The organism is Ensifer sp. VA4 (assembly GCF_055710065.1).
On record NZ_JBVQPO010000055.1, the window covers coordinates 1 to 554 of the forward strand.

Below are 554 nucleotides of genomic sequence, written 5' to 3' on the forward strand. Positions count from 1 at the left end.
ACGTGGATGTGGCGGGCTCCAGCGTAGCGGGCGGGCGTGATCTCGCCATTGGCCAGCGGATGGCCGGAGCAGACGACGCCGACGAAGCGGTCGTGGAAGAGGGCCTGGGCGCGAAGCTCCGGGCCGGTCGCATCGCCGACGACGCCGGTTTCGAGGTCGACGCCGCCTTCGCGCAGAGGGCTGCTTTCCCGGTCGAGCTTCTGCACGAAGCGAAGGCGCACGCCGGGCGCTTCCGCATTGACGCGGGCAATCAGATCAGGGCCGAAATTCTCGACGAAGCCCTCGCGGTTCCTCAGCGTAAAGGTGCGGGTGAGCGTCTTCAGGTTGAGGCTCTCGGCCGGGCGGAGGCAGGCTTCGGCCGCCTCGACCAGCGGGCCGACGCGGCCGCGAAGCTCCAGCGCGCGCGGGGTGGGCACGAGGCCGCGGCCGGCGCGCACCAGCAAGGGATCGCCGGTCGCCTCGCGCAGCCGTGCCAGCGCCCGGCTCATGGCGGAGGGGCTGAGCTGCAGGCGGCTGGTGGCGCGGGCGACGCTGCCTTCCGAACGCAGCACATC

Annotated in this window: 1 protein-coding gene; it reads right to left on the minus strand. The window is 72.2% G+C overall.

The genetic code is table 11. The features are described from left to right. Nucleotides 1–554, minus strand: a 554-nt coding sequence (locus AC0C6X_RS30130) for a LysR family transcriptional regulator (RefSeq protein WP_472956702.1), incomplete at both ends; no start/stop codon positions are given.